This is a genomic window from Chitinophaga sp. ARDCPP14 (genome assembly GCF_051362515.1).
Taxonomy (GTDB): Bacteria; Bacteroidota; Bacteroidia; order Chitinophagales; family Chitinophagaceae; genus Chitinophaga.
In genome coordinates, this window is sequence record NZ_JBKIXB010000002.1 from 673,925 (window position 1) to 698,832 (window position 24,908).

General features: G+C 45.0%; 13 protein-coding genes. 5 read left to right on the top strand and 8 right to left on the bottom strand.

The features are described from left to right. Positions 1 to 289 precede the first annotated feature (289 nt). Positions 290 to 2,158 (bottom strand): tRNA uridine-5-carboxymethylaminomethyl(34) synthesis enzyme MnmG, encoded by a 1,869-nt coding sequence (mnmG, locus tag ACLHR0_RS07460; RefSeq protein ID WP_370908867.1) that lies wholly within the window; start codon positions 2,156 to 2,158, stop codon positions 290 to 292. A gap of 2,316 nt (positions 2,159 to 4,474) precedes the next feature. Further along, a complete protein-coding gene (ybeY, locus tag ACLHR0_RS07465) occupies positions 4,475 to 4,903 on the bottom strand; it encodes an rRNA maturation RNase YbeY (RefSeq protein ID WP_429043128.1) in 429 nt (142 codons plus the stop codon). A gap of 162 nt (positions 4,904 to 5,065) precedes the next feature. Here ybeY and ACLHR0_RS07470 point away from each other — a divergent pair, with 162 nt between their 5' ends. After that, on the top strand, positions 5,066 to 5,302 hold the full coding sequence (locus tag ACLHR0_RS07470; protein ID WP_429043131.1) for a FeoA family protein: 237 nt from the start codon (positions 5,066 to 5,068) through the stop codon (positions 5,300 to 5,302). Positions 5,303 to 6,919: 1,617 nt separating this feature from the next. Here the strand turns inward: ACLHR0_RS07470 and nadA are convergent. Next, positions 6,920 to 7,927: a quinolinate synthase NadA gene (nadA, locus tag ACLHR0_RS07475; RefSeq protein ID WP_429043133.1), complete on the bottom strand. Its 1,008-nt coding sequence runs from the start codon at positions 7,925 to 7,927 to the stop codon at positions 6,920 to 6,922. Between the two features lie 765 nt (positions 7,928 to 8,692). Here nadA and ACLHR0_RS07480 point away from each other — a divergent pair. Both ACLHR0_RS07480 and ACLHR0_RS07485 read left to right on the top strand, forming a co-directional pair. Beyond that, positions 8,693 to 10,783 carry a peptidylprolyl isomerase gene (locus tag ACLHR0_RS07480; RefSeq protein WP_429043136.1) on the top strand — a complete coding sequence of 697 codons (2,091 nt, stop codon included), beginning with the start codon at positions 8,693 to 8,695 and terminating at the stop codon, positions 10,781 to 10,783. Between the two features lie 140 nt (positions 10,784 to 10,923). After that, positions 10,924 to 11,430: a DUF2480 family protein gene (locus tag ACLHR0_RS07485; protein ID WP_436485648.1), complete on the top strand. Its 507-nt coding sequence runs from the start codon at positions 10,924 to 10,926 to the stop codon at positions 11,428 to 11,430. On the opposite strand, the gene corA is transcribed toward ACLHR0_RS07485, so the two are convergent. Both corA and ACLHR0_RS07495 read right to left on the bottom strand, forming a co-directional pair. Next, positions 11,427 to 12,533 carry a magnesium/cobalt transporter CorA gene (corA, locus tag ACLHR0_RS07490; RefSeq protein WP_429043139.1) on the bottom strand — a complete coding sequence of 369 codons (1,107 nt, stop codon included), beginning with the start codon at positions 12,531 to 12,533 and terminating at the stop codon, positions 11,427 to 11,429. The two genes, ACLHR0_RS07485 and corA, sit on opposite strands and share 4 nt — an antisense overlap. Positions 12,534 to 12,837: 304 nt before the next feature. After that, positions 12,838 to 14,097 carry a DUF3472 domain-containing protein gene (locus ACLHR0_RS07495; RefSeq protein ID WP_436485651.1) on the bottom strand — a complete coding sequence of 420 codons (1,260 nt, stop codon included), beginning with the start codon at positions 14,095 to 14,097 and terminating at the stop codon, positions 12,838 to 12,840. 272 nt (positions 14,098 to 14,369) lie between these two features. On the opposite strand from ACLHR0_RS07495, the gene ACLHR0_RS07500 reads away from it, so the two are divergent. Then, complete coding sequence (locus ACLHR0_RS07500; RefSeq protein ID WP_436485652.1) at positions 14,370 to 14,966, top strand: type 1 glutamine amidotransferase domain-containing protein; 597 nt, start codon at positions 14,370 to 14,372, stop codon at positions 14,964 to 14,966. Between the two features lie 37 nt (positions 14,967 to 15,003). On the opposite strand, the gene ACLHR0_RS07505 is transcribed toward ACLHR0_RS07500, so the two are convergent. After that, on the bottom strand, positions 15,004 to 15,390 hold the full coding sequence (locus ACLHR0_RS07505) for a septal ring lytic transglycosylase RlpA family protein (protein ID WP_436485654.1): 387 nt from the start codon (positions 15,388 to 15,390) through the stop codon (positions 15,004 to 15,006). Positions 15,391 to 15,540: 150 nt separating this feature from the next. On the opposite strand from ACLHR0_RS07505, the gene ACLHR0_RS07510 reads away from it, so the two are divergent. Continuing rightward, positions 15,541 to 17,277: a thiamine pyrophosphate-dependent enzyme gene (locus ACLHR0_RS07510; protein ID WP_429043152.1), complete on the top strand. Its 1,737-nt coding sequence runs from the start codon at positions 15,541 to 15,543 to the stop codon at positions 17,275 to 17,277. Positions 17,278 to 17,323: 46 nt separating this feature from the next. On the opposite strand, the gene ACLHR0_RS07515 is transcribed toward ACLHR0_RS07510, so the two are convergent. Then, complete coding sequence (locus tag ACLHR0_RS07515) at positions 17,324 to 19,810, bottom strand: BamA/TamA family outer membrane protein (RefSeq protein ID WP_429043153.1); 2,487 nt, start codon at positions 19,808 to 19,810, stop codon at positions 17,324 to 17,326. After that, positions 19,794 to 24,872, bottom strand: a complete 5,079-nt coding sequence (locus ACLHR0_RS07520; RefSeq protein ID WP_436485656.1) for a translocation/assembly module TamB domain-containing protein — start codon at positions 24,870 to 24,872, stop codon at positions 19,794 to 19,796. The genes ACLHR0_RS07515 and ACLHR0_RS07520 overlap by 17 nt, the downstream gene beginning before the upstream one ends. Positions 24,873 to 24,908: the final 36 nt, after the last annotated feature.

Here is a 24,908-nt window from a genome sequence, read left to right on the forward strand (position 1 = left end):
TTTAAATAAACTCCAGGCTGAAGATAGATACGGTGGAAAATCAAAAAAGGTTGCTTTTTCCGGAAAAATAAAGTTCTGGTTCAAAAACATGCATTTTTAGCCGTTTTTATCCCTTTTACCCCTTTTCTAACACTTATATCCACCAAAGAAGAGATCATTAAAATTTACCGCGTTTCTGAAGGTCGATTTTCGGGCATTTTTGGTCATTTTTTGTCTGTGCCCGGTGATAAACCAAAAAAAACGGGCAGATTGTAAAAACAACACTACCCGCTATAAAAGCTTTATATTTTTATCGTCCCATATAAACCATCAGGATTTGTACATCACTTGGATTAACTCCACTAATGCGACTTGCCTGGCCAAGGGTATGCGGACGAATTTTATTAAATTTCTGTCTTGCTTCGTTCGACAATGAAACCAGTTTTGCATAATCGAAATTGGAAGGTATCACGAGATCTTCCAGTTGGCTCATTTTCTGCACCAGTTCATTTTCCTTTTCAATGTATACATCATACTTGATCTGGATTTCTGCCTGTTCCAAAATATCCTTACTAAATCCGGCGAGTGCCTGTCCTATTTTTTCCACCTGGTCTTTCATGGCAAAAATATCGAGTCCCGGACGTAATAAAATCTGGTGCGCTTTCTGTTTTTGGGTTAACGGAGCAGATGATTTCTCTGCAAGTAGTCCGCTGATTTCGTCCGGCTCTATGGACAATTCTTTCAGGATGCGCTTAATTTGTTCTACGCCTTGTCTTTTTTCCTGCACCTTCTGCATTCTTTCTTCAGAGGCCAGCCCCATTTTATAGCTCCTTTCTGTCAGGCGCAGGTCGGCATTGTCCTGGCGTAACAGGGTGCGGAATTCTGCCCTGGAGGTAAACATACGGTAAGGTTCTTCGGTGCCTTTATTAATCAGATCATCGATCAGCACTCCAATATATGCTTCACTTCTTTTCAACACAAAAGGTGCTTCTTCCCGGGCCTTCAGGTGGGCATTTATGCCCGCCATGATACCCTGGCATGCAGCTTCCTCATATCCGGTAGTGCCGTTAATCTGCCCGGCAAAGAAGAGGTTTTGAACATGCTTGGTTTCCAGGGAGAACTGAAGCTGGGTTGGTGGAAAGAAATCGTATTCAATGGCATATCCCGGCCGGAACATCCGGCAGTTTTCAAATCCTGGTACCAGGCGAAGCGCTTTCATTTGCACATCTTCCGGCAAAGAGGTAGAGAATCCGTTTACATAAATCTCCACGGTGTCCCAGCCTTCTGGTTCCACAAATAACTGGTGGCGTTCTCTTTCTGCGAAGCGGTTTATTTTATCTTCAATGCTGGGGCAATAACGGGGACCTGTTCCCTGGATACGTCCCTGGAACATGGGCGACCTGTCAAAACCAGTACGGAGCATTTCATGTACGGCATCGCTGGTATAGGTAATCCAACAACTTCTTTGTTGTGCGGGTTTAATTCTTTCGACATCCAAATAGGAGAATCCAACAATCTCTTCATCCCCTTTCTGTTCTTCCATTTTTGAATAATCGAGGCTCCTTCCATCAATACGTGGAGGTGTACCTGTTTTCAAACGGTCGCTTTCAAAACCCAGGGAAACGAGTTGTTCTGTAATGCCCGTAGCCGCTTTTTCTGCTACCCTGCCACCGCCAAATTGTTTATCCCCGATATGGATTACACCGTTGAGGAAAGTCCCGTTGGTGAGCACCACCGCCTTCGCCTGGATCTCATGGCCTAGTCCGGTAACAACGCCGTGGCATCTTCCATCCTTCACTAAAAGGCCTTTTACCATATCCTGGTAGAAGTCCACATTCGGTGTTTTTTCCAGTGCTTCCCTCCATTTTGCGGCGAAAAGCATGCGGTCATTTTGCGTACGGGGGCTCCACATAGCGGGGCCTTTCGACCGGTTGAGCATACGGAACTGGATCATAGACTGATCCGTTACTATCCCGGAATATCCTCCAAGCGCATCTATCTCTCTTACAATTTGTCCTTTGGCAATGCCCCCCATAGCGGGGTTACAGCTCATTTGAGCAATGGTTTGCATATTCATGGTTACCAACAAAACCTTGGACCCCATATTGGCAGCAGCGGCAGCGGCTTCACAACCTGCGTGTCCTGCGCCTACAACAATTATATCGTATGATGGAAACATAATAACTTTAGAAAGTGCAAAATTACGTAGAAGAAAGGAGAATGTGGTTGCCAATGTGAATGTTCCACGTGGAACATTCCGTGGAGGATTCAATAGCTCATCCTTAGCATCTTCTTTATCCTGTTAATGTTTCACGTGGAACATAATTAGCGGGCAAGAGATGTAAGTTCCCATTAGAAAAGGATGCTATCCTGATTCAAAACCTTTTCATTAGTTATGAATCACCTATTAGAAGATCCGGTAAACATCAGAAGTATGACGACGAATACGCTCTTTTTTTCATCGATTTTAATTATCTCTTAGTCTTTCCCTTTAGACACTTATTCAAATCCTCCTCTCCTCGCATAATAATACACTGGAGAATCCCCTGCGGGAAGTATCTCTTTAAGTTGTAAAACACTTCCTCCGGAAATGAAAATTGCTTCCCGGGTGATGGGTACCTATATCTTTAAGACCCTCCAACAAACAGGGAATCCAAAGCACGATTATCGTTTGTAGCTCTTGCAGTTTCTTGATACAAATGCAAGAAGCAATTAAGAATACACTTGAGACACCCCGGCTCAAAGTCCATCCACTGTCATAGAAACTCAGTTATATAAAATCTGGTAAATGCTGCTCTCCTGCATCATTTATTACGCAGATAAAGCTACTCTTAGCATGGAAAAATTGCTCAATAGTAATTCTGTGATAACAAGCCGGCTGGCAGAAAATAAACTCCAGGAAACCAGGCATCCTAGGTTTCTCTCCATTATCTAAATCCTGTACCTTTTCAATCTGCATAACTAAATGCAAAAGCCTACAGTTTGCTTCTGGTATTATCAACAGATTCCTCAAACAACATCTATAGGCAAAGCCGGAATAGCAGTCCTAAATTGGCTCACAGGCATGGAATATCAAATGATATTCAGCAGAGCTGCGCATAAGAAGAATGTCCCTATCCTTCCAAAGCTTGTTAACATCACTTGGTTGTTTTGGAAAAAGAATTGAAGGTCCTGTGTCGCTAAATTCGGTAAAGAGTACCAAATGTCTTACCATCAACAAATACGGCTGAGGAAAAATACAGCGGCGCCTACCTCCTATGAGCATTACCACTATAGCCATCATCTAAACCAATCTGGCGATATCATGTTCACTTAAAACGGCATGCATAGATCATCATATGACTTGATAGAAATCAAAAGTCCAGATCATGAAGGAAACAGCATTACCATGCTTATTATATGCCCGGTTCCCCCCTTGTGAATTACGCCCACCTCTTAAACCTTACAAATCAAAGCTCGGTTTTTAAATAAATCCCTTTTTAGATGTTCCACGTGGAACATCTAAGTTTGTTCTTTCTTATAGTAAATCTTTTATTGGAGGCACTTCATGAAATGTAAAGAATTCTGTCCTTGCTTATGAACACCATAACAGAATATCTGCCGGAATAAGATTAACGGCGCCATTCGCAATATTAAACAGGAAATCGTTTCACTTGATTCCAAGCCTATTCATTCCCATAACCCTAAATGGGAATCCCCTCCCAAAATGCTACATGCAGAAAAATTGAAAAGATTTATAAGCACAACACTTGCCTAGCGGATAATATCCAGTAACACAATGTTGCCCTGGTTGTACTGTACAAACATATAACCAAATGCCTCTTACCCCGGTCAATATCCCTTCCTCCTGCCCCGTTATATCGGAGGTCCAGGCCAAACGAAAACTAGTGCCGTAAACCAAATACAGGATTTACAACCCACACTGTAAACTTATTTCAGGACTTAAAACCTAAACAGTAAACTTTAAACAGGATCATCAAGCAAAAATGCAATCCAATTCCAGGACCTTTGAATAAAAGATGGAAAATCAAAAAGAAAGCCTTGGTTACTTTGTTACTGTAAAGCTATTACTGCACCGAAAAGCAACATTGTAAGCTAAATCTGTGTTCGACGCTGGGGGGTGTAAAGTTTTTCCAGTATAACCACCCTGAGCTGTAAGGTTCTTTTCGGTATAAAACAGGGCATAGTGTATTGTAAGTGTATGGGAAGTGTATAATGAGTGTATGAGGAGTGTATTGTGAGTGTATGGGAACTATATGGGAACTATATAGGAACTATATAGGAACTATATAGGGACTATATGGGGACTATATGGGGAGTACGACACATACGCTACTCCTAGGTAACTGAGAAGTAACTGAGAAGTATCCGAGAAGTATACCACGGGTAATAACGCTATATGCAGGATCCCCAGGTTTTATAACGCCCAGGTTAATCATCTCCAACGATTCCAAACAATGAATGTTCCACGTGAAACATTGTAAGGCTCAAAAGCCTATTTACTACCAAAATACTTTACCAGGTACTCATCCTCTTTACTTCTCATAAGGACAGCGTCCTTTTTACTTTTGTCTTTAAAACCACATAAATGTAGTGCACCGTGAAAAATAACCCTGTGCAGCTCCTGGGCTACCGGTACCTTAAACTTATCTGCATTCTCCAGCACCCTATCCACGCTAATGTATATTTCACCTTCCGTAATGGCCGGGTTCTCCCCCATTTCAAAAGTTACGATATCCGTATACGTGTCGTGCTGCAAAAACTGTTTGTTGATCTCCAACAAGTAAGCATCTGAACAAAAAACGTAGTGTAAACTCTCCAATCCCTGTCCTTCTGCAGAAAAAAGATCACTTAAAAACACCTTTAGCTTCCTCTTTTCTTTTAAATAATCCTTTACCTCGTGCGATGTAAACTGAATAGCCATCTATACTGAAAAAATTTATGTAGATGTAAAAGTAAAGTGAAATTTTGGATTGGATGACCTTTCTTTTTGCATATTGGCTATACAGCGGTAACTTTGCTTATCATTCATAAGTATGCTCCCCATTGTGCTGGTACTAAGTTTAAACAGATTAACAAGCAGGAAATGAAAAAAGGCATTATAAAACTATCGTCCCTGTCGACAGGAAAAAGCGCGATCATTATAGAATTTGCGAAAGACGATCTTCATATTAAACTGATGGAAATGGGCTGCGTACCAGGTGAAACAGTAAAAATTGAAAAAATTGCCCCGTTGGGAGATCCGATTTCAATTATGGTGGCTGGCTATAATTTGTCACTTAGAAAAACAGAAGCAGATCATATTTGGGTAGAGGAAATTTAGTTTTCCTCTACTTTTTTCTTGTTTTTATCCCCAAAAACCAAGAAAATTTTATAACAAAAAGAGCATTTTCCGGAAAAAACACACTTTTACCGCTATTTTTCCACACATTCTTGAGCTTTTTTCTTCCTTCAATGAAATTTTGATGGACTCCCCCACTTATTAACAAATCTTCCAAAAGAAATTCAGCTTTCTCTTTAGTTTCTTAGCCGAATTTTCCCTGATTTATTAATAATTTTCCTTTTTTACCCCTATTCCGACATTTTATACCAAGAAATTTTTGAGGGAAATTCTTCTTCTTAATGTCGCCGGCCAGATTCCGTTGTGAAACATTAACAATTTGCAGAGCGTTTAGAATGAATCCAGCCAAAATTCTCCGGCGTTCCCCTGCACAATTGAAAAACACGCAAATCTCAGCACCTTCTCAAAGCGCCTACAATGCATCCCCAGTGTATAATTCCCGAGGTATAAAAATATCCCCGATTCTCAAAGCCTACCCAATGAGCTGAGCGCGCCTCCGTTTTACAAAACCTGATCCGAGCCACGAAGAATAAAAATATTCAATTCTCAGCGCCCTCCTGAGCCGCTCAGAATTACACCGGAATATCATATCCGGGCTTATACAACAAATCCTGTCGAATATTAGATTCTCAGATCACTACTTGCATCCTGACAATCGCCTGAAAATTTCCAGCGTGCATTTTTAAAAGCGGGTAAACAAATATTCAATTCTCAGGGCACTACAAGTGAAGTGAGACTGCGATGTAAATTGAATAAACAGGAACAAGTGCAAGGAGCTATTAAATATCAGATTCTCAGCGCCTTGACAAAGCGCTGAGAATCGCATGAAATATGTGTTGACAAGGCTACCCCAATCAACACTCTATTCTCAGCAAACTACAAGTCAGCTGAGAATTGCATGAAATATAAAATCTCGGGATAACCCCAGTAAAAAGAAAAAGAATCAATCCTCATAGCCTTCTTTAAAAATCAATAAGCTGCCGGGTCAGAAAGCATTTATTTGTTTCAAAAAACATGGCTGAAGATCTCCTAACAACAGAAATAGAAGGTCACTAAAGAGAGAAAAACCGTATGGATCAAGGTAGTTGCAAAAAAAATAAGGGGTTGACATTGTAATGAAAATCAAAACCATGGGGTATCCCTGTCTTCTAAAAAAATATTGAACTGTCAGGGCCTTAAAAAAATAACTACTGAGACTTCCTTAAAAGAAAAATTACACACACGATTCCATGCAAATAAGAAATATCTCATTCTCACGCCAATATCAACGCGCTGAGAATCAAATATTCTCTCAAATCCTTCACTTACCCAATACCTCCTTTTTATTTTTAATTCTCAGGGCACTAAAAAACTATTTCAAAGGGTTTTTAACATCAAACAAATCAGGGGTCCCTGTATTGTTGCGCTTTTATGGAGAATGGTGTAGTCCAATCACAGATAAGAGATTCTCAGGGCCTTTGTAACACGCTGAGAATTAATCGGTTCGTACATACATACGAAGGCCGTCAGAATACAAGATTCTGACGGCCTTCGGTAAATACCTACTTTCCTATATATAAAAAATAAAATTTAAATAGTGTTGTTAATCAGTCAGTTAAACTAAAGCCCGGCTTGTGCACTAATTTCCAGCATACGCTCAATTGGCTTTTTAGCGGCTATTCTCAGACTTTCTTCCATTGTAATTTCCGGTTGTTCGTATTCCATGCACAGATACAATTTCTCCAGTGTATTCAGTTTCATGTGTGGACAGTCGTTGCAGGCACACGCGTTATTGGGCGGAGCAGGAATAAATGTTTTGCCCGGATTTTCCTTTTGCATCTGGTGCAGTATACCGGTTTCTGTAACAACGATATATTCCTGCGCATCATCTTTCTGACTAAACTTCAGCAAACCAGTGGTGGATCCGATATAATCCGCAATAGCCAAAACTGCCGGTTCGCATTCCGGATGCGCTATCACTTTAGCTTTGGGGTGACGGATTTTCAATTTTGTGATCTTTTCCAGGGAGAAAATCTCATGGACCATGCAGGCGCCGTTCCATAAAACCATGTCTCTACCCGTTTTTTTGATCAGATAGGCCCCTAAATTCCTGTCGGGGGCAAATATGATCGGCTGGTTGTGTGGCACGCTTTCGATGATTTTCTCGGCATTGGAGCTCGTGCAAATGATATCGCTGAGCGCCTTGATACCCGCGGAGCAGTTAATGTACGAAATCACAATATGGTCCGGGTAACGGTCCCTGAACTTCTTAAACAGCTCCGGAGGGGCACTGTCGGCCAAGGAACACCCCGCCTTCAGGTCCGGTAACAGCACTTTCTTCTGGGGACTGAGAATTTTTGCGGTTTCAGCCATAAAATGCACACCCGCGAAAACAATCATGTCGGCATCTGTTTTGGCAGCCTGCTGACTGAGGCCTAAACTATCTCCGATGTAATCGGCGATATCCTGGATATCGGGTTCCTGGTAATAGTGAGCCAGGACGATAGCGTTTTTTTTCTTTTTCAAATTTTCTATCGCTTCAAACAAATCCAGAGAAGGATCGACTGATATATCCAAAAATCCGTTGCGTTGCAAATTTTTTTTCGCGTCAGCGATTTCCATAATCATAGCTATATACTTCTTTAAATATTTAAAAGAAAAGCCCACTACTATTAGGGCTGTGAATATGTGGAAATTTAATTTCCAGCTCACGTACAAATGTAGTTGTTATTCCTTTTTATTACGCTTTCCACACGAAATTAACATGCCATTTCCGCGCCAATACTGGGTTTTACTACTTTCATCCACATACGTGGATATCCTCCAAGGTTAAAATCTTTTTCGTGTGTAGTGTATTAGGAAAATGTTAAAAGAAGACATTTCGTATCCACATTTCCACCTCCGGGTTTTTAAGGGTAAATTTAACCACAATAACAAAATTAGTTTTACCTGTGGACAGAGGCACCTTTTCCCACCTTATTTTGCGTTTTACAGGGGTTTTTACACATCAATTGTGGAAAAGAATCTCTTGGAGATGAAAAATGGTCAAAATGCATACGGGCCTAAATTAGCCCCGTTTTATTCACAAATTTATGTGAATTAGAAAATCTGCTTTTTTCACATTTGTGAATAACCTTTTTTTAGGTTTTGACACTTAATTTCGGCCAAATACCTGCTGTAATCAGTGTTTAAAAATATTGGGCCCACAAAAAAAAGGAAGATGTTAATTGGCCCTTCATGTGGAAAACCTGTGAATGTTACATAGCCCACAAAAGTGTTATAAGCACCTGTAACCCTTTACTGTATTGAGTTTCAGAGTAAAAAATACTCTTTTGCAGTTACAGTTTATTTATTCTATTTTTGCTATCCTTAAAAATGTAGACTATATAATATATGTCAGTAATTCAGAAAATCAGGGACAAGTACGCCGTCATGATCGTTGTAGTGATTTGCCTGGCTATTGTTAGTTTCCTGTTGCAGGATGCCTTTTTTGGCAAAAGTTCTCTATCCCGTCGCGATACCAGCGTGGGTAAAGTAAATGGTGAAGATCTCGATTTGGCAGAGTATCAACGTCGAATTCAGGACGCAGAAAACAACGCGCGTCAGCAAATGCCTAATATTGACGAACAGACCCGTCAGTATATCCGCGAGCAGGTTTGGAACGAATTTCTGAATGAACAAATTATGCAGGCTCAATACAAAGTATTGGGTATCGACGTAACTGAGGCAGAAGTGGTAGACCAAATCAAAGGTAAAAACCCTAACCCGGTTGTGGTGCAGCAATTTACCCGCGATGGCCAGTTTGACCGTAATGCTTTGCAACAGGCTATTTCACAGGCAGGCAGCAATCCACAGATCCGTGAAGGCTTGCACCAGCTGGAAAGCTATATTGCGAAATACCAGGAGCGTTTGAAATACGTGACCCTTGTTAAACAAGGTATCTACTATCCAAAATGGCTGGCAGCGCAACAGCAAAAAGATAACAGCCAAACAGCGACTGTATCTTATGTAAGCGTTCCCTATGCTACCATCTCCGATTCCACTATTAAAGTAACTGATGCAGAACTCGATCGCTTTATCCAGGATCACAAACAACTGTTTAAAGTGGAAGAGTCCCGTAAAATTGAATATGTATCCTTTGACGCTATCCCTTCTGCTGCCGACTCAGCAGCTGCTATTCAGCAGATAATGGCGATGAAGCTGGAACTGGATACTACAAAAGACAATATCGCCGGTTTTATCAACCGTAATTCAGATATTAAATATTACGACGGATATATTTCCAAAAATGAAGCAAAAGTTCCGATGAAGGATTCTATCGTGAATCTGCCTGTAGGAACTGTTTTCGGACCATACTACGATAATAACCTGATCGTTTTTGCGAAAATGATTGATCGTAAAAATATGCCCGACAGCGTAAAAGTACGCCATATCCTTATCGCTTCCGGCGCTCAGGGTGGTTTACCGGATTCCATCGCTAAAAAACGTGCAGATAGCCTTGAGCTGGCTGTAAAAGGCGGTGCAGACTTTAAAGCCCTGGTTGACCAGTTTTCCGATGATCCGGGTAGCAAACAAACCGGTGGTGAATATGAGTTGACTCCATCTTCCCAATTTGTTCCTGAATTCAAAGACTTCGCCTTCGATGGTTCAAAAGGCCAGGTGAAAGTAGTAAGAACACAGTTTGGTTACCATGTTATTGAGATCCTGGATCAGAAAAATATTGGTCCTGCTATTAAAGTAGCGTATCTCGGTAAATCTGTAGAGGCCAGCAAAGAAACTAACAACAACGCATTTAGCGCTGCCAGCGGTTTTGCCGGTAAAAGCGGCACTGCTGCTGCTTTTGAGAAAACAGTACAACAGGAAAAGCTGAATAAAAGAATCGCTGATAATGTACGTCCAATGGATTTCGTGATCCCCGGTATCGGACAATCACGCGAACTGGTACGCTGGGCTTACGAATCCAAACAAGGTGATGTAAGCAAGGTATTTACCTTCGATGATAAATACGTAGTGGCTGTTTTAACCAATGTACGTAAAGAAGGTACTGCTCCGCTCGCAGATGTACGTCCCCAGGTAGAAGCTGAAGTTAAGAAACACAAGAAAGCAGAACAGATCATCGCTAAACTGCAAACTCCGGCTACCCTGGATGCAGCGGCTAAATCTACTAACCAACCGGTGCTGAATGCAGAAGGCGTTTCTTTCGCTACTCCATTCATCGCTTCCCTTGGCTTTGAGCCACGTGTTGCCGGCGCATCTTTCAATAAGAACTGGGGCACTGCAAAAGTATCTGCTCCAATTGAAGGTAATGCAGGTGTATATGTGATTAAAGTAGACAGCTTCCAGCCGTCTGCCCAACCAGCCCAAGATATCGCTTCCCAACAGGCGGCTTACGAACAAGGTGTTAAATCCATGCTGGATCAACAGCTGTTCGAAGTGCTGAAAAAGAAGAGCGATGTGAAGGATACCCGTGGTAAATTCTTCTAAATCACTACATTTTTTACTGACATAAGAAAAGGGAAGCACTACTGCTTCCCTTTTTTATTTCCCCCTTTTAGTGCCTTTCTGCCCTTATTCCTATTCCTGCGCCGATATTCGTAAATTTGTATTCTTAAATAGGGACAAAAATGGAAGAAATCATAAATAAAGTAGCGCAGAGTGGACTGGAAACCATTGATTTAGAACAGTTTTACCCAAAAGGGGAAATTGTTGTTTTTGATATGAAGGATTACCTGTTTATGGAGCTCATTCTGAAAGAAAAGGATTTCCGGGCGGCTATGCAGTCGCACGACTGGGAGCAATACCGCGGAAAGAACGTGGGGCTTATTTGCTCTGCAGACGCCGTTATTCCTTTATGGGCTTATATGCTGGTGATGACCAACCTGGAACCGGTGGCGGCCTATGCTGCTTTCGGAGACGCAGCATTTATACACAATACATTATATCTCAGAAACCTGGGAGAAATTGACCTTTCCGCTTTTACAGATAAAAGAATTGTTATTAAAGGATGCGGTGATAAACGGGTAGGAGAAATTGCTTACGCGGAAATTACACGCCTGTTGCGCCCGGTAGTAAAGAGTATTATGTATGGAGAGCCTTGCTCCACCGTGCCCGTGTATAAGAAGAAAAGCTAAAACCAGCCTCTTTTCCGGAAAAATAATACCATCAGCACCAATAATATCCCCATACCTCCCAATGTAAAATAATATCCATTGGGGGATGCCAGTTCAGGCATATGCTGAAAATTCATTCCGTAGATACCAGCAAGCAGTGTTGGCGGCGCCATTAATGTAGTTACCACCGCCAACACTTTCATGATTTCATTCATCTTCAGGTTCAACTGCGTATGATACATCTCCTGTAAGTTCAGCACCATATCGCGGTAGTTATCCGCCAGATCATTACATTGAATGATGTGATCGTAGATGTCCTTGTAGTATTTAGTTACTTTATCATCCAGCAGATCGCTCTCACTTTTCAGAAAGCCATTTACCAACTCCCTTACCGGAGCAATAGCCCGTTTGAACAGGAAAACCTGGCGGCGTAAATAATTAATCCGCGCCAACGTACGGGTGTTGGGTTGATGTTGAACCAGGTCTTCCATCATTTCAATCCGTTCCCCCAGCTTATCCATAACAATGAAGTAATTATCAATAATTACATCCAGCAATGAATAACAGAGGTAATCGGCGCCACCATTGCGGATCCTGGATCCGGTTATCAGCAGCTTGGCCCGCACAGGGTCAAATACATCCCGTGCAGGGTCCTCCTGGAAAGAGATCACAAAGTTTCTGCCCAGTACAATACTCACCTGTTCCAGGTCGATAGATGAGGTTTCACTATTGAAATAAATCATGGGAAGCAAACAAAACATCCGGTCATTGATTTCATCCATCTTTGCCCGTTGGCCCACACTCAGAATATCTTCCTCAAGTAACGGGTGGATGATGAATTGTTCACATACCGCATGCACCTCTTCTTTCCTGATACCATCAATGTTGATCCAGCTTAATTGGGGAGCGTTGGCATATTTAAAGGTGTCCTCTATTTTGTTCAGCACCAGCTCTGAGCAAAGATTAATATTATAATCAAAAACAGTGATCTTGGTTTTTTCCACCGGCTTGCGGGATGGGACTCCTTCCGCCGGATTAAAGTTCATGATGCGTTGCTTCTTCACCTTGAACGGGTTTAGTACTTGTACTACGCCGGGAATAGGCAATTTATTTTTGAAGGCCATATATGCTGATGTTAGCAGGATTGATTACCGAATTTAAAGCAAAAATCCGTTAATAGTAGTGAGCGGAACTATCATACCGGGTTAATTCTATTTGTTTGAAGGGAAAGAGATTAGGTGCCGCGGTTGTTTGAAATCACTCGTACGGTGCCGAAAATATATGCGTAATTTAAATCCTATAGGACATGTGGACTATTTGTAGGTGTTTGATAAATGAGATTATTTTTTTAGAGAGATAAAAAAAGTCGCCCGTCATATTTACAGCCGGGCGACTTTTTTTCAAATTCTGTGAAGGATAACAATATCCTTAGAACTTTGGCAACTCAATTACCGGAGGAGTGCCGGTGGCAGGGCGTTCAAACAAATCGCCATACTGTGCATTGGCTGGTTTGAAACCACTGTTCCATAAATAGAACCATCCGTTTTCTGAGCCGCCGCCATAATCAAGCCTGTCTTTTGCTTTAGCGGTGGCATCATTGGAGAATTTGGCCTTGGTAAGTTCTATCCATTCGCCGGTATTGGTTTTAATCCAGTGGTTACCGAAATATCCTTTGCGGCCAAGATGACCATTTTCAAAAGAGAAATTTTCCAGGAAGGAATAAAGGTGTCCCATGTACTTTCCGTCTTTTGGCGCCCTGAAGCTGGCAATCAGTTTCCACTCTTTGTGTTCCGGCACATAAAAGTATGCGGTGTAAGTAGTGGTATTTCCCGTTGGCACGCTGTGCATCAGGAAACGATAGGTGTCCCCGGCTTTCCAGTTGTACACCCAATGGCTATGTCCACCGGTGCCTTCGCCGCCAAACCCGCTGGCGTCTACACTGTCTCCTTTTGCCAGCATTACTACCTGGTCTTCATACTTTACCTTGCTGCGTTCCTCTGGTTCTCCACCGGCATCCCATACAGAAAAAATAATTCTTCTTTCTGTGGGAGAATTTACCTGCATACCAAAATAGCCCCTGTGAAAACCACAGGACATGAAATAGGTACCCAGTTTATCTTCTCCTTCCGGCACCTTAATTTCTCCATAAAACCATTCTACATTTTTACCTTCGGGAACAGGATAGTTTAAATGTACAGAAGCCGCACGGCGCCAGGGTTTGGCGTTATACTGCATATCTTTTACCGCGGATCCGGAAAGGCTTACGCTTTTTACATCTGCATATATACTTCCCTTCTTCTCCACTCCTTTTAATGACACACAGTAAAAGCCTGCTTTTTTTATTGTTGTTTGTAATACGGGTACCGTTACAAAATCTGTATTGTTAGGTATGCTTACTATTTTTTGAGCGCCATTTACGGAAACAGATACCTTACTTTCTGCATCGGCTTTTGCCAGTAACGACACTTTGAGGGTGCCGGGATTCGCCACATGGAAATAAAAATTAACGGTATTGCTGTTATCCGTCCAGTTTACAACGCCGTGGCGTTCACTGATTTCTACATGTTCTTCCACCGGATCGGCATAGGCGGCAAAGCCGGGAAGCTCAGCCACAGGCGCCTGTGCAAAGGCCCTGTTGGCAGCAAAGCAAATAGCCAGCGATGCTGCAAGGAGTGTTTTCTTGTTCATTGTTCTTAATTGTATGTCAACAAATAAAGCTGCATCTGCTTCCAAATGCAATTTTGCCGGAAAAAAATTACAATCGAATGAGATTCCTTTTTATATCCCATGCAATCAACGGTATGTGCATTAATTTATACAGGCGCAAACGTGCTGATCTTGTGAGAGGTACCGTGCACGTAGGTGAATGCAAAGGGAATTGTTTTTGTGGCAGATGGGATGCTGCCGCGGTATTTATCTGCCGGAGGCAGCATATTCCAAAAACTATAAAATATTATTTTATGGCAAACCAGTTAAAAGATAAGAGAATAGCGGTTTTGGTAGCAAACGGATTTGAAGAAGTGGAGCTTACAAAGCCCGTGGAGGCGCTGAAGGAGGCAGGCGCTACAGTAGATATTATTTCTCCCGAAGGGAAAACTGTTCGTGCCTGGGCGGAAAAAGACTGGGGAAAGGACTACCCGGTGGACAAGGACATAAAAGAAGTGGTGGCATCTTCGTATGACGCGTTGGTATTGCCCGGTGGTGTAATGAACCCGGACCGTTTGCGTACCAATGACCGCGTGGTGGCTTTTGTTACCGGTTTCTTCGACGAAAGCAAACCTATTGCCGCCATTTGCCACGGTCCCTGGACGCTGATTGAAACCGATGAACTTGATGGCCGGAAGGTAACGTCTTATCCGTCTTTAAAAACGGATCTTGAAAACGCAGGTGCATTATGGGTGGATGAAGAAGTGGTGACCGATAAGGGATTGGTTACCAGCCGTACGCCAAAGGATTTACCTGCGTTTTGTAAGAAGATGATTGAAGAAATTGCAGAGGGTCCGCATGATCAGCGCGGCAATGAAGCACGTAAAGATGGTGTACATCAATTGGGATAATACCCGGGAACAGGAGTGAGCAACCTCACTCCTGCTTTTATTTTTTCTTCTTTTTGTATTTCACTTCTACATTAGCCACCCCAGTGTTCAGCATGCCTATTTTGGAGGCGGCTTTGTGCGACAGATCAATAATGCGCCCTGGTACAAACGGTCCGCGGTCATTGATACGAACCTTTACGCTTTTTCCATTTGCGATATTGATAACAGTAACGCGCGTTCCGAAAGGAAGTGTTTTATGTGCGGCAGTAAGCGACCGCTGGTGGAAGGTTTCGCCACTTGCGGTACGTTTTCCATCGAATGAGTTGGCATAATAGGATGCTTTCCCCGTTTCGGTAATTTTCCGGCTACAGGAAGAGGCGCCTGTCATTATCAGGATAATGAACAGCAATACCCAATTGCGTTGTGAGGGTGCAGGGATATACATGACGGATAGCGATTTAGACAATGACCTAAAAATAAGTCAATTTCCCGACGCTTTCAGTAGCTCGTGGCGGGGAATTTGATGAATGGCAGGCGGCTGAACAATGTGAGAGATCAGCTGTTTTTATCTGGCACTCATCCTAACAAATTACTTATGGCAACACTTGTAGCGGATCAATTAGTAGATATGCTGGCAAATGCCGGTATCAAGCGCATTTATGCGGTAACCGGCGATAGTTTGAATCACATCAACGATGCTGTGCGTCGTGATGGACGGATCCAATGGATTCATGTCCGGCATGAAGAAGTGGGGGCTTATGCTGCAGGAGCGGAAGCACAGCTGAACGGGCTGGCTTGTTGTGCCGGCAGCAGCGGACCCGGGCATGTTCACCTGATCAATGGATTGTATGATGCGCACCGGTCGGGCGCATCGCTGGTAGCCATTGCGTCTACCTGCGCTACCAATGAATTTGGCAGCGACTATTTCCAGGAAACCAACACCATTAAGTTGTTTGACGATTGCAGTCATTATAACCAGGTAGCGGCAACAGCCGAGCAGGCACCCCGCATGTTGCAGGCTGCCTTACAGCATGCGGTGCATAAGCACGGCGTGGCGGTTTTAGGATTGCCGGGAGATGTAGCAGCCGCTGATGCAAAGGAGATCCCTACTGCCACGAAGCTGTATCATCCTAAGCCCGTTGTTTGTCCGTCGGCACCAGAATTAAAGCAGCTGGCCGGGTTACTCGGCGATGCGAAGAAAATTGCGATCTATTGCGGCCTGGGCGCCGTAGAAGCACACGATGAAGTAGTGGCTTTGTCGCAATTGTTAAAAGCGCCTATTGCATACTCGTTCCGCGCAAAAATGGGTATTCAGTACAATAATCCCAACGAAGTGGGCATGACGGGTTTGCTGGGATTGGCATCGGCTTATAAAAGCATGCATGAAGCCGATGTGTTGTTACTGCTGGGAACAGATTTTCCGTACACGCCATTTATTCCTGAGAAGGCGAAGATTATCCAGATAGATATCCAGCCGGAAAGGCTTGGCCGCAGGGCCACACTGGAGTTAGGTTTGTGCGGGGATATTGCAGATACACTGAAAGCGCTTCTGCCAATGCTAAAGGAAAATACCGACCGGCAATTCCTGGACGAAATGGTAGCATTTTACCGGGAAGTGCAAAAGAAAATGCAGACTTATGTAGAAGACACCGGCAAGGAGAACGCCATCAGCCCTGAGTATGTAGCGGCTACCCTCAATAAAATTGCAGCAGATGACGCTATTTTTACTGTAGATACGGGCATGACCAATGTTTGGACAGCCAGGTACCTGGAAGGCACCGGCAAACGTACCTTGCTGGGATCTTTTAACCATGGCTCTATGGCGAATGCCATGCCGCAGGCAATAGGAGCTGCGTTGGCGCAACCAGGCCGGGAAGTGTTTGCTTTGTGTGGCGATGGCGGGTTAACAATGTTGCTGGGCGACCTGATGACCATTAAACAATATCAACTGCCGGTAAAAGTAATCGTGTTTAATAACCGCGCCCTGGGCATGGTGAAGCTGGAGATGGAAGTGGCGGGGCTCCCCGATTGGCAAACGGACATGGTGAATCCTGATTTTGGGGCGGTAGCAGTGGCCATGGGCTTCACAGCGTTTACCATCCGTAAACCGGAAGAGGTGGAAAGCATATTGGCCCAGGCAGCAAAAACGGCAGGACCCGTGCTGGTAAATGTATTTACTAATCCAGAGTCCCTGGCTATGCCGCCAAAAGTGGAATTTGCCCAGATGAAAGGATTTGCGCTCTGGATGGGGAAACTGATCCTCAGCGGAAGATATGAAGATGTATTTGATGCGGTGAAGTCGAACTACAAGCACCTGAAAGATGTGCTGTAAATATGAATTTATGGGGAGATGATTTCAGGACCATCTCCCCATAATATTAAAACGGATAACCGATGGCAATGTTAAGAATGAGATTTTTTTTGCGCCAGTCGGGATCGCTGAAATCTATTTTATCAAACACCCAGCGTTCGTTCTCCGGCAGGTAAGGAACACGGAATGGGATAGCCAGATCGAGGCGTACTACTACAATAGAGGCATCAATGCGCAAACCTACCCCACCGCCAACGGCAATGTCTTTATAAAAAGTATTGAAGGCAAATTTACTACCCGGCTTGTCCGGAACATCTTTCTGTAACCAGATGTTACCGGCATCCACAAAGGCTGCCACATTAAACACACTGGCCACGTGCACCCGCAGTTCAGAGTTGAATTCCAGCTTGATATCGCCGGCTTCATTAGCCAGCAAGGCGGAAGTATCCACGGCGGGGTTGTGATAAGATCCCGGACCGAGGGTACGCGCCCTGAATGCCCGGATGCTGCTGCTACCACCGGTGAAAAACTGTTTTACAAAAGGCAGGGTGGCTGAGTTGCCATATGGCAAACCGTATCCAATCAACAGGCGGTTTACCCATTGTTTGCCTTTGCCCAGCTGCCAGTAGTGGCGCGCTTCTGCAGTGAATCTTTCATACTGCGCAAATGAATTCCCAAGTAATGTTTTTTGCCCGGTATCATTTTTCGGAATGATCAACCCGGCAATGTTTCCTGAGATATCTATATTGCCGCTCAGGTAGAAACTGTGTACCCGGTTGGCTTGCTGGTTATTGTAGGTGATCGTATAGTTGCCGCCGAGGATAAATTGTTTTTCAATAGCGTTGCGCTGACTTGGATCGTTTGCCAGGATACTGTCGTATGCCGGTGTTGTTTTGGTAGGCAACACATAGGTAAGCGCAACGGGTGCAAAGATATGACTCAGGTATTGTGTCCGTTGCCACAGGTATTGCAGCTGTAGCGTATATGCGTTAAGGTTATACAGATCGGCGCGGCTGTATAACTCATAGCTGGCGCTTATTCTTGTTTTAGGTACATAGGGTGTGCGGATGTTCAATCCACGGAAGGGTGTGATGAACCTCGGAAAAGTAACAGCTGCTTCTGCACCGAGGCCATACGAATTGGAGCCTCCTGCATTTTTATTACCGGTTTGCCATTCCAGTCCGCCACGCAACCCAATTTCAAGCAATGCTGCAGAATGGAGCCAGTTGCGATTTTTAGCGGTAATCTGTATTTGTGATCCAATGAACCCGTTAGATTTAGAGGTACCACGTAGTTCTGTTTGAAGGGAACGGCGTTTATATGGCGTAAGGAAAAGTTTTGCGTCCAGCCACCCGCTGTCGAGTGCCACCCGGTTGTTTACCATGGCCCTGTAGTTGTTGGCCTGGGAGGTATCACGGGCGTAGGTGCTATCGCGCCGGTTCAGGTTCCTGCCGGAGGTATCGCGCCGCCTGGAGCTGTCCCTGTTGCCGGTAACATTGGGGCCGCCGCCCACTAAGTTGTGAATAGAGGTATCCCTTACCGGCGAAAATTGTCCCTTTACAAATTTGAATACGCCCAGGTTAATCAGTCTTTGCAGGGTAATATTATGTGAACTCAGGCGATACAGGCTATCTGGCCGTAAAAACACGGAGCGGTCAAATGCGGATGATTTAAACCGGTGGGCGGAGTCCACAATGTAAATGCCCTTGTATCTTACCGGAGTTCCCTGTGTAGAAGCGGAGTCGTTATCCAGCGAATAGTCCGGGAACAGAACGATGTCATGCATCCTGTAAGGCCGGAGCGCCAGCAGTGGCGTGTTGTCTTTTATCTTTACAAAGAGGTCAACCGTACCGCTATTGGTACTATCTACCTGTACCAGTAAATAATCAGGTGTAAAATAATAATAACCTTGTTCTTTCAGCGCGGCGTGTATCCGTTCCCGTTCGGCTTTAACTGAATCGAGCGAATAATTGGCGCCAATGATCAAAGAGCTTTCCGGTTTGGTATAAGTAACGGTTTTACCGATGGCGCTACTATCTGTCAAATAGGTGACACTTTTAATGGTATACCGGTGATTGGGAGTGGCTGTGTATTTGATGGAAGCTTTTTTCTTGCCAGATAACTTAATAGCAGAAACAACGCCGGCCTGGAAATAGCCGTTATCCACCAGGTATTCTTCCAATACCTGTGAGGTGTAGTCGGGTTTTGCCTGGCTCAGCAACACGGGCGGTTCCCCCCATTTTCTTCGCAGCAGGTAGTTCAATCCTTTCCCTTTGGGTTCATTGCCTAAATTGTACAGCCACAACTTAATGGGCATACCGAGAAATTTACGGTTCCTGTTGGGACGGATTCTTTTATCCATTCCTTCCATGAGCGAGCTATAATCTTTCGGTCTTTTTTTAGTAATGGTGTCAGTGATCCATTTTACGTCGCTGCCAGTATATAGCCGGTCTCCTTCAGGTACGGTACGTGTGGTACTGCAGGAGCTGACTGCCAGGATTACCAGGCATAACAGGCTACAGCAAATAATGATATGGCTACTTACTTTTCGCATCAGGCGTTGTCGTATTTTTATCGTTCTTCTTTTTGGTATCGCGTAACCGCTGTTTTTTAGTATCAGTTTTGGACCGCTGCAGAATTTCGCGGAACTCATCATAATCCATGATCAGTGCAAAGGCAACTCCTGTTTCCACTACCTGTCCTTCGAGCACTGTTTGACTGTCGTTGCGCTGATATACCCTTATCCGGTAACGTCCGTCGCGGGTAAGTTTATATTCTACGGAGATATCACCGATCAGGGAGCTGGCATTTTGCTGGCTTCCCTGCAACATGATATTGGAACCTACGGAAACGGTTAAGCGATCATTAAATAACTGTTTGGAGGCGCCAACTTTCAGGTTGGTGGATTCCTGGGCGGAGCCGGAGGAATAATCTTCCTGGTTCTGCAGGTCGAAGTTGAGATCCACTCCTTTGATCAGGTTGCCCGCCATGTTATTGAGCTGTTGTGAAAGTATTTTACTTACACTGTTTTTCGCTGCCTGTCCTACTCCACCGCCGGAGCCGCCATCGAGTGTACTCATAGGGTCATCCGGGATAAAGGAGTTCAGCACCAGCAGTCCCATTACCTGTTTATTCAGCTCAGAGGGCACCTGGTTAATTTGTTTCAGGCGGTTATATGGTGTTCCGTTCAGGGTATTCCTGTCGTTCTCTGCCAGGTCCAGGCGGAAGCTGATATCAGGCTTCATGAGATTGCCTTTGATCATCAGGTATACCTGGAAGGGCATCCGTTGTTTATAGGTATTTCGTTGTTCGGCAGACATGCTTTGAAGCTGATCTGCCACCAGGTCGTAGGCCGGCGCATTCACCGTGTATTTGGCGGTGATATCCAGGTCGGCGCTGGTAGCGTCTCCATTGAACGATACGAAGCTGCCCTTTTCTATATCGAAAGAGCGTTTAATGAGCTGGTTCAGTGACATCTCGTATTTACCTTCCGTTATTTCGTAGCGGCCGGTAAGACTTAACTTACTGCTGGGATCCAGCGTGGCATTAATGCTGGCGGTACCTTTTGCCTGTACATAATCACCGTTTTGTGAATCGATGATAATTTTAAGGACAGATTCCGGAGTAATATCGAGGTTACCGGATAAGAACATGCCTTTTAACCGCGTGGTTTTAAACCGAAGGCTATCTTCACGGGCGAGTAGTGCAGAATCGACAGGATTGGATTTATCCACAAATTCGATCACGCCTTCCCTGTTGGCGAGTCCCGGCTCCTCTTGCGGCAGCGTCATGGTAACGCTGGATTTGTCGCGCAGCTTTACGATGGCATCAATTCTCGGCAGGTCGAGTGTGCCGCGGATCTTCACTTTACTATCTATATAAGCGGGTCCATAAATCCACTGGTCCGGGTTTTGCTGCCGGCCAAGAGCCATGAAGTTATCGGCAGTAACATCGAGGTTAAAGCTATACCGGGTGAAATTCCTGGTATTAATGCGGCCATCTACCACCAGTTCATTATTGGCGCTGTCGGCTATTACCAGGTTATTCAGTTGTATTCCTCTTTCATCCAGTACAATATCTTCATCCGGTAAATGGAAAGTGCTGCCGATCATGGTTACCATGCCTGCAGCATTATCGAAATGCAGGCTTCCCAATACTTTGGGGGCCGACGGTGTACCTGTAATATTGAACTGCCCGGTGGCACTGCCGGACATTTTAGTAACATTGCCCATCGTGAATGGTTCCAGCGAGGCGATGCTCAGTTTATTGATATCCAGCTGGGCATTGATAGTAGTGTCGTAGGTGCCGTCCACCTTTACATCATTATCGTTGCCGGTTAATCCGGCTGTAAGTTTATATTGGCCAGGGCCGCTGTTTTCCACATTGGCGTCTAATGTTCCCATGCGTGTATTCTTCACCGTTAGACTGTCTACTTTCAGCGTGGCGTGAATCAGTGGTGTTTGGTTCCAGTTACGTACAGTCGCTTCTGCATTCAGGATGCCGTTGGCCAGCAGGGTGTCTGTTGCCAGTAGGGCGGTGATGGTCGACAATTTAAAATTGGCGATGTTGGCCTGGAGTGCAGGAGTGGCGCTGGTATCAGGCTTGGTGGCCACCTGGATGGACTGATCGCCCTGCGACAGTTTGATATTCGCCGTATCCGGTGCGCCATTTTTCATCCGGAGAATATTGTTCTCTGCCACAGTCCATTCCTGTTTGTTTAACAGCAGTCCGGGTTTGAGTGACAGCTGCATGGCATTATCTTTCAGGAACGTAAAAATGCCGCCCAGTTTATACTTGGGCTGCCGTTTAACATCATCCAGTACTACGTCAAAGTCAACCACACCAGTGTTGGCATAAGCCGTAAGATAGGTATGTTGCAGCGGGAATGTAGGGTGCGCCATGCGGGCCAAAGATGCCCCGAGCCGCAAAGAGGTGTCCTGGATAGATACGCCTATGCGCAGGCTGTCGACCTGCAGGGAATCATAATTAATTTTCGGAAGATATGCGTTTGCGATCAGCAGGCTGCTGTCGCTGTTGAGGCGGCCATTCATCACCAGCGGCACTTCCATGCGCAGTGTTGGAATCATCTGGTGTAAATTCTTTGGCCACTGTAAAGAGGCATTCCACTGCAGTGATTGTCCGCCGGGGACCTGTACAATAGCGCCGGAATCGGCCGGCATTAATGGTTTATTGATAATATTGGCGAAGGCGGCCCCCACTTTTGTATAATCGATATGGCCGTTGGCGCTGATCAGGCCAAACGGACTTTTTAAGGTGAGGTATTGCTGATCCTTGTATTCGGCTACCAGGGAGATGCTGTCCAGCGGAAATACCTGTCCCTGTGTGGCTATCTGCCATTTTGTTAAAAAGGCATTGCCTTCTATGCGCTGTGGTTCTATGCTGTTGAAATCTGCCAGGAGATTGCCCTGTACCGTTAACGGTTCTGAATACCAATGGGTGGCATACAGGTCGGCTTTGGCCAGTTCCATATTTACTTTCAGTCCCTGGATGGTAGTATCCACCATTTGCCCGCTGATATCGAAAGTGGCGGTGATGCTGCTATCTGCGCTTTCGCCCTGCGCTTCAAAATCGCCTTTGTTGATACCGGCGATTACGCTTACGTCGTGATACGTATAGGCGTTATAGGTAGCTTCATCCAGTTGTGCCGTGGCTTTGGCTACCATTTGTTTTAGCGTATAGCCCTCACCGGTAGCGCTCAGTTTGCCGGACATCCAGCCGTAGGTAGTATCGTATAGCATTGCTCCCGGGTTTATGCGGAAGTATGGAATGCTGATGGTGTAGCTGCTGCGGATGCTGTCGGTAATATTGACGAGGCGTGCGTTGATATTGGCGTTGGCGGTTTCGCTTTTCAGTTGTAATTGGGTAACGAGGTCCTTCATGCCGCCTTTGAACATACCGGTAATCAGCATGTTTTCCGGCAGGCGTGGCGTATCCGGGAGGGTACCCGCGGGTAGCCAGGCGCGCAAGGGTTTGTTGCCCGTTTGTATATAAAGCGCAGGAAGATCGGCGCTGAGCAGATCCGGGTTTGTAGCATGGAGCACCTGGCCATTGTCTGTTTTGATCAGGTTGCCTTCATGATCGTTGACGTAGAGCTGTTTAATATTCAGTTCTCCCAGGTTTCCTTTTAATATAGCCGCCAGCGTTAGTTGTTTATTCCATAGCTGGTCGAATGATTTGTTTTTGCGTGCGTTGGGAACGAAGGGGAGCCACTCTCCCAGTGCTACATGCACAGAATCGAGATTGGCATCCAGTCCGAGCTGGTCCAGATGGTCGGAAATGCCGGACCAGGAAGGCACTGTTACGATGATCTGTTTGCGGAAAATGCTTTTATTGGTTTGCAGCAGGAAGTTGCGCAGCGCCAGTGTATAAGGCGTGAACAATACGTCCATATTGGCTTTGCGGATGGTAAAACCGGACTTATCCCGGGCAGTCAATGATTTTATTCCCACCATAATACTATCCGGCTTATACCGGATATGGCTGATTTTACTGGAGAATTGAGTTAGCAGCAGGTGATTATAGTCAGGATCTGGTCCCGCGGCTTTAGGTGCGGGGCCACCGTTATCGTAGCGCAGGGCAAGTTTATCAAGATTTACCTGGGTGGCAAATACCTGCCAGGTATTTGGCGTGGTATCGTTTGGCGCGGCGGGAACGGAGTCCTTTCCGGCAACCATCATTACCAGGCCGGCGGTGTTGCTGATGGAAAGATCGCCCATCTGTATACGGGTAGAGTCCTGGTCCAGGTTGCTGTTGCGTAATTGCAGGGCGCCTATTTTCCAGGCGGTGGTAATACCGGAGCCTTCATCTGCATACAGGAAATGACTGTTGTTGATCTGTAGTTTTTTCAGGAGCAGATGGAGTGATGCGCTGCTGGTATCGGCCGGTGGTGGCGGCGGGGCGGCAGAGGTAACAGCCGGGGCGATGTACTTTTGCCGGAAAAAGCCTTTCAGTCCATCGAGGGTAATGCCCCTGAACGCGTAAATGCCATCATCTATGAGGAGGTCGTCCGGATCAATGTGTAAACTATCCCAGGTGAGCACTGCAGACATGCCGCCCTGCGCATCTTCATAGCTTACTTTCACTTTACGAAATGAAATGTCTTTCAGCCGGAATTGCAAGGTGGTGCCGGTTTCCGGCGCCAGGGTATCCTTATCCCCGGAAGGGGTTACAAAGGCATCTATGGCAAACTGGTAATTAAAGGCGGAATCGCCGGGGTGCCGGTAGGCATTTACCAGCAGGGTGTCCCACTCGAGTTTATCTATTTTCAGTTCATTGCTGATCAGCGACAGGAGGTTGTAATGTACTTTGAGGGAGCCGGTATAAAAAAGGGCCTGGTTGGCGGTGTCGGCCACATATACATTCCGAAGTTCCAGGTACTGCCAGCCACGTGCGCGCAGGTAGCCGATCTGCACTTTGGTGTGCAGTTTTTTCCGGAGGTATAATTCTCCCTGTTCTCTTAAGTAATTCTGGACGCCGTTCAGTTGTAATAATAAAACAGCCATTACGGGCAATAGGAGCACCGCAACAATAATCCATATAAGCCATCGCCACCAGGGGCGGCCGTGTTTTTCTCCGGTTTCTGCTGGTTCTGTCACTATGATGTATTACAAAAGTAAATTACTGAATATAAA